Genomic DNA, 8393 nt, shown 5'->3' on the forward strand with positions numbered 1-8393 from the left:
AGATGACTACGCCCGCTGTTCGCCCGCCGCCGTTGACCGGCATTCGCGTGCTGGATTTGTCACGCGTGCTGGCAGGCCCCTGGGCCGGGCAGCTCCTGGCCGACCTGGGTGCCGATGTCGTGAAGGTCGAGAAGCCGCAGGGTGGTGACGACACCCGCGCCTGGGGGCCGCCCTATTTGAAGGACGCATCGGGTCGGGACACCGGCGAAGCCACCTATTTTCTTTGCGCCAACCGCAACAAGCGTTCGGTCGCCATTGACATCGCCACCCCTGAGGGGCAAGCGCAGGTGCGCGCCCTGGCGCAAAGCGCCGACGTCGTGCTGGAGAACTTCAAGGTCGGCGGATTGAAACGTTACGGGCTGGACTACGCCAGCCTGAAAGAGGCCAACCCGCGCCTCGTGTATTGCTCGATCACCGGCTTCGGTCAAACCGGCCCTTACGCGGCGCGCGCCGGTTACGACTTCCTGATCCAGGGCATGGGCGGCCTGATGAGCGTGACCGGACGCCCTGACGGCGAGCCCGGCGCCGGACCGCAAAAAGTCGGCGTAGCCCTGACCGACATCATGACGGGGCTGTACGCCACCATTGCCGTGCAGGCGGCTCTGGCTGAGCGCGAGAAGTCCGGGCTCGGCCAGCACATTGACCTGGCCCTGCTGGACGTGCAGATCGCCTGCCTGGCGAATCAGGCCTCCAACTACCTGGCCGGCCAGCAAGTACCGCGCCGCATGGGCAACGCCCATCCGAATATCGTGCCCTACCAGGACTTTCCCACGGCCGACGGCGACATCATCCTGGCCGTTGGCAATGACGAGCAGTTCGCCAGATTTTGTGCCGTCGCCAGCCACCCCGAATGGGCAAACGACGAGCGCTTTTCCACCAACCCCCAGCGCGTGGCCCATCGCGCCGTCCTGGTACCCCTGCTGCGCCAGGCCACGGTATCGCGGACCTCGGCCGACTGGATTGCGGCCCTTGAAGCCGCCGGTGTGCCTTGCGGTCCGATCAACCGGATTGATGAGGTATTCGCCGACCCGCAGGTGCGCGCGCGCGGCCTGCACATTGACATGGACCATCCGCTGGCCGGCAGCGTGCCCTTGGTCGCCAACCCGATTCGCCTCTCCGGCTCGCCGGTGAGCTACCGCACGCCACCCCCTACGCTGGGTCAACACACGGCCGAGGTGCTGGCGCAATGGCTGGGCAAGGCCAGTGCGCCTTGACACACGCTCAGCCGACGCTGACTTTTTTCGACAGGGCAATTCAAGATGAAACCGAACTACATTGCCGGTGAATGGCTGGCCGGCGCCAGCGCCAAACCCAACATCAACCCTTCCGACATCAGCGATGTGCTGGACGAGTACGCACACGCCGATGTGCTGCAAACCGAGATCGCCATCGCGGCCGCGCGCAAGGCCTTCCCGGCCTGGTCCACCGGCGCTATTGAAGCGCGCGCAGCGGCACTGGAGAAAATCGCCGCCGAGCTCCTGCTGCGCAAGGACGAGCTGGGCAACCTGCTGGCGCGGGAGGAAGGCAAGTCGCTGCCCGAGGCCATCGGTGAGGTCGTCCGTGCCGGGCAGATCTTCCGGTTTTTCGCCGGTGAGGTGGTGCGCCAAAGCGGCGAGCGGCTGCCCTCGGTGCGCCCCGGCCTGTACGTGGAAATCACCCGGGAGCCCGTCGGTGTGGTGGGCATCATCACACCGTGGAACTTCCCGATCGCCATACCGGCCTGGAAAATCGCCCCGGCGCTGGCTTACGGCAACTGCGTGGTTTTCAAACCGGCCGACCTCGTGCCCGGCTCGGCCTGGGCGCTCGCCGAGATCATCAGCCGGGCCGGATTGCCCGAAGGTGTCTTCAACCTGGTCATGGGCCCGGGCAGCCTTGTCGGTCAGACGCTGATCAACCATCCGGACGTCGACGCCATCACCTTCACCGGCTCGGCAGGCGTCGGCCGTCAGGTCATGGCCGCGGCGACCGGACGCCTGGCCAAAGTACAGCTGGAAATGGGCGGGAAAAACCCGCTCATTGTGCTCGCCGACGCAGACTTGGCCGTAGCAGTCAATTGTGCGGTTCAGGGCTCCTACTATTCAACCGGACAACGCTGCACCGCTTCCAGCCGGCTGATCGTGGAGCGCGCCATTCTTCCTCAATTTGTAGAGAGCCTGGTCGCGAAACTGCGGACCTTGCGCGTGGGTGATGCGAGGAGGCCGGACACCAATATCGGGCCGGTGGTTGACGCATCCCAGCTGGCGCAAGACATGGCCTACGTGGAGATAGGCAAACAGGAAGGCGCGCGCTTGGTTCACGGTGGTGTGGCCCTCAAACGCGAGACCGAAGGCTTTTATTTCGAACCCGCGCTGTTCGTCGACACCGAAGCGTCCATGCGCATTGCCCGCGAGGAAATTTTTGGCCCGGTGGCCTGCGTGATCGCGGCCGACAACTATGAAGAGGCCCTGGCACTGGCCAACGACACCGAGTTTGGCCTTTCGGCAGGGCTGTGCACGAGCTCGCTGAAACACGCGACCCACTTCAAACGTTTCGCCGAAGCGGGCATGGTCATGGTCAATGCGCCCACGGCGGGCGTGGACTACCACGTTCCGTTTGGGGGACGCAAGGGCTCCAGCTACGGCTCACGGGAGCAGGGCCGTTACGCGGCTGAGTTCTTCACCATCGTGAAAACCGCCTACACCGCGAGCTAGAAGCCTGCCGGGCCTGGGACTGGTTCCCTAATGCTCATCCGCAGCGCCGCGCAGGCGCGACACCGCCCCCGGCAAATCGCGCCACACAGGCTCTGCCGGCGCATAGCGCTTGCGCATGTAGGTGGCCAGCGCTTCAATTTGAGTGTCGTCCAAGCTATGGCGAAATGCCGGCATGAAGCCGATGTCCGCTGTAGCGGGAGAACGAATTCCATTGAGGATCACGCGAATCAAATTGTCAGGCCGCTCGCTGTGCAGCTTGCTGTTGAGGGCCAGCGGTACGTTCACACCCAGCAGCTTGGGCCCATCCCCGTCGTGGTGACAGGATGCGCAAGCGCCATTGAACAAGCGCTGGCCCGGGCCCAGCAAACCGCCAGCAGACTTCTGTGCGGACAGGACCACCTGCCTGGCGCGCTCGGCGCTCTCCGGCTCGGACACCGGCTCGTTGTAAGACGCCAGGTAGGTGGCCATCGCCCGGATGTCCGCGTCGGGCAATATGGACAGCTCCTTGACCACAGGCCCCATCGGCCCGGCAGCGATGCCGTGCTGCTCGGTATGGCCCTGGCGAAGGTATCGGTACAACTCTTCAGAGGTCCAGGGCACGGGCGCACGCGACAGCGCTGTCAGTGCCGGTGCTTCCCAGCCATCGACCATGGCGCCGCTCAAGAAGGCTTTGCCGCCGCGCTCGGCGCCGAAAGCATTGCGCGGTGTATGGCAGGCGCCGCAATGGCCCAGGCCGTTGACCAGGTAGGCGCCGCGGTTCCATTCAACTGTTTGGGTCGGATTCGCCTGGTACGGGGCCGGATCGTTGAACAAGGCATTCCAGCCCGCCATCAAAGGGCGCACGTTGTAGGGAAAGGCCAGTCGGGTGGGCGGTGGCTCTGAGCGCACAGCAGGCTGGGCCATCAAATAGGCATACAGCGCGGTCAAGTCCTCGTCGCTGGTTTTGGCGAATGCCGTGTAAGGAAAGGCCGGGTACAGATGGTGGCCGTCGCGCGAAATGCCCTCACGCATGGCCCGCTGGAAGGCGCTGAACGACCACAGCCCTATTCCGGTATCGGCATCGGGTGTAAGGTTGGTCGTGACTATCTTGCCGAAAGGGGTGTCCATGGCCCGTCCGCCGGCATTGGGGATGCCGCCCGGCGCCGTATGGCACACCACACAATCGCCCGCGGCAGCCAGCTGGCGGCCCCGCTCTATCGTGGCCGCCGTGTAAATGGACGCGCCACTGGGCAGCACAGGCGCAATTGCCGAGCGCCAGCCCACCAGCGCCGCAGCCACACCCAAGACACCGGCCAGCAATGCGCCCGTCCTGGACCACCAGCCCAGCCCTTTGGGCCATGCCGCATCTTGCGGCGGACGGGCCAGGAGCCGGGGCCTTTGCAATGCGGGTAAGGCCACTGGCTCACTGTCCGGTGAAGGGTTGAGCGCGGCACGCACCACCTCCGGTGTAAACGGCGGCTGGCGAAAGCGCACGCCGGTGGCGTCAAAGATCGCATTGGCGATGGCCGCAGTGCCCGGCACCGAGGCCGATTCGCCGGCACCCAGCGGGGGCTCGCCGGGGCGCGCCATGGTCACGACCTCAATCACCGGCACGTCCCTGAAACTCAGTATGGGGTATGCGCCCCATTCCAGGCTGGCCACGGTATTGGTTTTCGGGCTCAAGGTGACCTGCTCGGTCAGGGCGCGGCTGGTGGTCTGCACCACATTGCCGTGGATCTGGTGCTGGACCCCGGCAGGGTTGATCAGGGTGCCGGCATCATGCCCCACCACGACGCGCCTGACATGAACCTCACCCGTTTTGCGGTTGACCTCGACATCGGCGACCCAGGCGGCCCACGCGGCGCCAAACCCCGGCCATTTGCTGTGCATATAGCGGGCATAGGCGACGCCCTGGCCGTGCACGATGTCTGCCGCCTCTCCTTGCCGCAGGGCTTGTTGCTGCGGCTGCGTATGAACCATCCAGCCAGCCCGCTCAGCGGTTGCGCGTAGCAGCTCGGCGGCGCGCGGCTCTGTCAGGTAACGCAGGCGAAACTCCACCGGATCAACGCCAGCAGCGGTGGCCAGTTCGTCGATATAAGACTCGTGCGCAAACGAGTTGGGCAGCGCAGAGACCCCGCGCAGCCACGAGGCGCGCAGCATGGGCGGCATATCGTTGACGGTGACGCGCAGGTTGTCGTAGTCGTACGGCGGGCGGGCGGTGCGGTCGCCCATTTCATAAGCCTGCGCCACCGGCTCTATGGTTCTGGTGAGCAACAGCGCCAATGTGGGGGCGCCGTTTGACGGGTACGAGGTCTGAAAGTCATACGCTGCGACCGAACCGTCTTCGTTCAGTCCGCCATTGACCTGCATGAGCTGGGCCGCACCCTTGGGCTCCCACGCATGTTCCTGTTCGCGGGTCAGCTGCACGCGCACCGGAGCGCCGACGGCACGCGACAGCAAGGCGGCGTCAGCGGCGACATCGTCGGCACAGTTTCGCCCGTAGCAGCCGGCAGCTTCCATGCGGATGACGTCGATGTTGACATCTGCAAGCCCCGTCAGGCGCGACAGGTCGGCCCGCAGCACATGGGGGTTCTGGGTTCCGGCCCATACCGTCATGCGGTCCTGTTGCCAGTCGGCGACCGCGCAGGAAGGCCCGATGGAGCCGTGCATCTGGTAGGGCCAGACATAGTTGCGCGCCATGGCCTGTGCCGCGCCCGAGATTGCGGCGTCCACGTCCCCCTCGTCGATGAGCTTGCGCTGCGTCGCCGGATTGTTGCGAATCGCATGCTCAAGGTTATCGAGGTTGGTCAGACCTGGCCAGGGCTTCCACAACACACGCAACTCGCGCAGGGCCTGTTCGGCGTGCTCCTCGCGCTCCGCGACAATGCCGACGAAGTCGCGAATCACGACCACCGTGCGAATACCCGGAATATGCGCAATCGACGACTCGTCCACCGACTCCAGCGTGTTGCCGATGAAATCGCCATGGTCCGCACCGGCATAAGGCGGGCGCACGACCCGACCGTGCAGCATGCCCGCAACGCGCATGTCGTGCACAAAGGTCAGCGCGCCGGTCGCCTTGGCCGGGATATCAACCCGCGCGGTGCTGGTGCCGACAATCCGGTGGTCTTCCGGGGCTTTCAGCGGCGTGTCCAGCGCCAGGGAAAGTTCCACGTGCTGCAGTGCCAGCAAGGGCCCGTAAGCAACCGATCTGGCGTCGCTACCGTTCACGCGGACGATGCCATCGCGCACGCCCAGCGCGGCCCCGTCCACCTGCAGCCGCTCGGCAGCACGCGCGAGCAGCCAGGCGCGCGCCTGCGCCGCCGCGGCCCGCAACGGCACCGCGTGAATCTGTATCGACGCGCTGGCAATGGTGGCCCCCTGGTTCGGCGCACGGGTCGTGTCGCCCAGCACCATGTTGACGCTGTCCAGCGTGACGTCGAGCTCCTCCGCCACAATCTGGGCCAGCGCGGTACGGATACCGGTGCCGAGGTCCACATGGCCATTCAAGGCCGTCACGCTGCCGTCATCCCACACGGCAATCAGTATCTCGACACCTTCCAGCGGATTGGCGCTCACCAGCGCAGGTTGGCCGTTGACTGCGGGTGCTGCGGGCGGCGGCTCGCGGGTCACGAGCAGTACCCCCGCAGCGGCGTGAAAATCAGCACGCGTGAGCGGCGTGTCGGCGCGGCGGATCATGCCGTTCCCCCGCGCGAAAGGTTTTGCGCCATGAGCTCCGCTGCGCGCCGCACGGCCTTCACAATCTCCAGATGGGTGCCGCAGCGGCACAGATTGCCCGACAGCTCGCGGCGTATCTCGTCTTCGCTCGGATCGGGGTGGCGCGCCAGCAGCGCCGCGGTCATCATGATCATGCCGCTCAGGCAGTAGCCGCACTGGGCGGCCTGTTCGTCAATGAAGGCTTGCTGGACCGGGTGCAGGGCCGACAGCGAACCCAGACCCTCCAGCGTGGTGATTTCCCGGCCGGCCACCCCGCAGGCCGGAATCACGCAGGCGCGTGCCGCTACGCCGTCAACCAGTACGGTGCAGGCGCCGCACTCGCCCAAGCCACAGCCATATTTGGGACTGTTGAGTTCCAGGTCGTTGCGCAGCACCTCAAGCAGGGAAGCCTGCTCTGAAACAGCCAGCGTGCGCTTCACCTGGTTGACGCTAAGAGTCACGACCTGGGATGTCATCGAATCAAATTGCCGGCTGCGGTGTACATCTCAAGCTCCACGAAGCTGGAGCCGTTGTGGTTTTTCGGGCCGTAGTCGACCCGGAAGTCGCCCAGATCCAGATTGCCGAAACCTTCCAGCGCAGCAACGAAATTTTCGCGGGTCAGAGCGCGCCCGGCGCGGCGCAGACCTTCGACAAAGGCCTTGGCCACAATATAACCCTCCAGCACGGTGTAGTTGTCGCCCGACCCTGCCGACGTGCCCAGCGCCTTGCGGTACTCCTTGACGATGCCGTAACGCTCCAGCGTCGGCGAGGGGACGATGCTGGCCGTGATGACGCCGCGCAAGGCGCCGTTCAAGCGGGCGGCCGAGGCTTTGGCGTCAGCCACGCCGACCGAGATGGTGTAAAGCGGCGCGCCCAGGCCGGCAGCACGCACATCCCTGATCAAAACTTCCGTCATCGTGCCCGCCATGATCATGATGATGACGTTGGGTGAGGCTTCCTTGATTTGCGCTGCGATGTCGGCCGCACTGGTCGCTGCAATGGCCATGGGAATGGTTTTGACGACCTGAAGCTTCTCGGCCTTGATGAGCTCGAGCAGGGTGTCCAGGTTGGACTTGCCAAAGACACTGTCCTGGTAAACCACGGCCACCTTGTCGTTGCCGACCACGGCCAGCTGCTGGGTAATCCGGGCCAGTTCGGTTCTGTAGCTCGCCCTGACGTGAAAGAGATAACGGTTGTGCTTGAGCCGGATGGAAGTCGTGCCCACCAAGGGCGCAAACATCGGGACCTTCGCCTCCTCGGCGACCGGCATGGCCGCAATCAAATTGGCCGTGGCTACATAGCCGATCAGTGCAAACACCTTGTTTTGTTCGATGAGAAGCCTGGTGTTCTCGACCGTGCGTTTGGGATCGTAGGCGTCGTCAAGGGCCGTCAGCTGCAGTTTGCGCCCGTGCACGCCGCCGGCCTTGTTGGCCTGCTCGAAGTAGAGTTCGATACCGCGCCGGTAGTTGTTTCCGGTCGCGGCAACCGGCCCGCTAAATACCGCCGATTGCCCGACCGCAATCGCCGTGTCGCTCACGCCGGGCTCGGCGTGGACAGGAAATACGGCGACCAGGGCCAGGACAAACATCACCCAATTCCACCGGGCCGCTCGCGACATCATGTTCATGAGGTTTAGCATTTGTTTTTAACCAATGTTCATGCAGTGATTTGCCTGCGCGTTGAAGGACTGCTTTTTCAGTCGGGCGCGTCGTGGTTCAGACGCCTAGTACTTCGACACAGAGGTATCGGAACACAATGAAAGTGATGCATTCGTGCCCAGGGCTAGGCGCAAACCACAGCCATAGCCGTAGCTATGGCGCGGATTTGCAACGACGGCATGGGTGCGAAGGCGCGCTTTCATGTTTCGATATTTCTGGGTCGGAGTAGTAACCATCCCCCGGCAAAGCCGGGGGCTTTCAATTTTGTGAGCCGCTCAAAGCGGCTAAACGGGGTCGCTAACGCGGCCCCAACTCTTTGGGCCACCGAAACGGTGGCGACCTATCTCCA

General features: G+C 64.6%; 5 protein-coding genes. 2 read left to right on the top strand and 3 right to left on the bottom strand.

The window, feature by feature from the left end; all coding sequences use genetic code 11:
- The first annotated feature begins 2 nt into the window (after positions 1 to 2).
- Together V6M61_RS01585 and V6M61_RS01590 are read left to right on the top strand one after the other, a co-directional pair.
- On the top strand, positions 3 to 1214 hold the full coding sequence (locus V6M61_RS01585; RefSeq protein WP_332774798.1) for a CaiB/BaiF CoA transferase family protein: 1212 nt from the start codon (positions 3 to 5) through the stop codon (positions 1212 to 1214).
- A gap of 45 nt (positions 1215 to 1259) precedes the next feature.
- On the top strand, positions 1260 to 2690 hold the full coding sequence (locus tag V6M61_RS01590; protein WP_332774799.1) for an aldehyde dehydrogenase family protein: 1431 nt from the start codon (positions 1260 to 1262) through the stop codon (positions 2688 to 2690).
- Between the two features lie 27 nt (positions 2691 to 2717).
- Here the strand turns inward: V6M61_RS01590 and V6M61_RS01595 are convergent, their stop codons facing one another.
- Genes V6M61_RS01595 through V6M61_RS01605 form a run of 3 tightly spaced genes read right to left on the bottom strand, consistent with a single transcriptional unit; the run spans position 2718 to position 7974 of the window.
- Positions 2718 to 6368: a molybdopterin cofactor-binding domain-containing protein gene (locus V6M61_RS01595; protein ID WP_332774800.1), complete on the bottom strand. Its 3651-nt coding sequence runs from the start codon at positions 6366 to 6368 to the stop codon at positions 2718 to 2720.
- On the bottom strand, positions 6365 to 6862 hold the full coding sequence (locus V6M61_RS01600) for a (2Fe-2S)-binding protein (RefSeq protein ID WP_332774801.1): 498 nt from the start codon (positions 6860 to 6862) through the stop codon (positions 6365 to 6367). Before V6M61_RS01600 ends, V6M61_RS01595 begins: the two co-directional genes overlap by 4 nt.
- Positions 6859 to 7974 (bottom strand): ABC transporter substrate-binding protein, encoded by a 1116-nt coding sequence (locus V6M61_RS01605; RefSeq protein WP_332774802.1) that lies wholly within the window; start codon positions 7972 to 7974, stop codon positions 6859 to 6861. Before V6M61_RS01605 ends, V6M61_RS01600 begins: the two co-directional genes overlap by 4 nt.
- Between the last annotated feature and the right edge of the window lie 419 nt (positions 7975 to 8393).

Source organism: Polaromonas sp. (assembly GCF_036676035.1).
Classification (GTDB): domain Bacteria; phylum Pseudomonadota; class Gammaproteobacteria; order Burkholderiales; family Burkholderiaceae_C; genus Polaromonas.

Excerpts from the sequence above, each read along its gene's own strand:
- V6M61_RS01585 (WP_332774798.1), top strand. The coding sequence starts at position 3 with ATGACTACGCCCGCTGTTCGCCCGCCGCCGTTGACCGGCATTCGCGTG.
- V6M61_RS01590 (WP_332774799.1), top strand. The coding sequence starts at position 1,260 with ATGAAACCGAACTACATTGCCGGTGAATGGCTGGCCGGCGCCAGCGCC.
- V6M61_RS01595 (WP_332774800.1), bottom strand. The coding sequence starts at position 6,368 with ATGATCCGCCGCGCCGACACGCCGCTCACGCGTGCTGATTTTCACGCC.
- V6M61_RS01600 (WP_332774801.1), bottom strand. The coding sequence starts at position 6,862 with ATGACATCCCAGGTCGTGACTCTTAGCGTCAACCAGGTGAAGCGCACG.
- V6M61_RS01605 (WP_332774802.1), bottom strand. The coding sequence starts at position 7,974 with ATGTTTGTCCTGGCCCTGGTCGCCGTATTTCCTGTCCACGCCGAGCCC.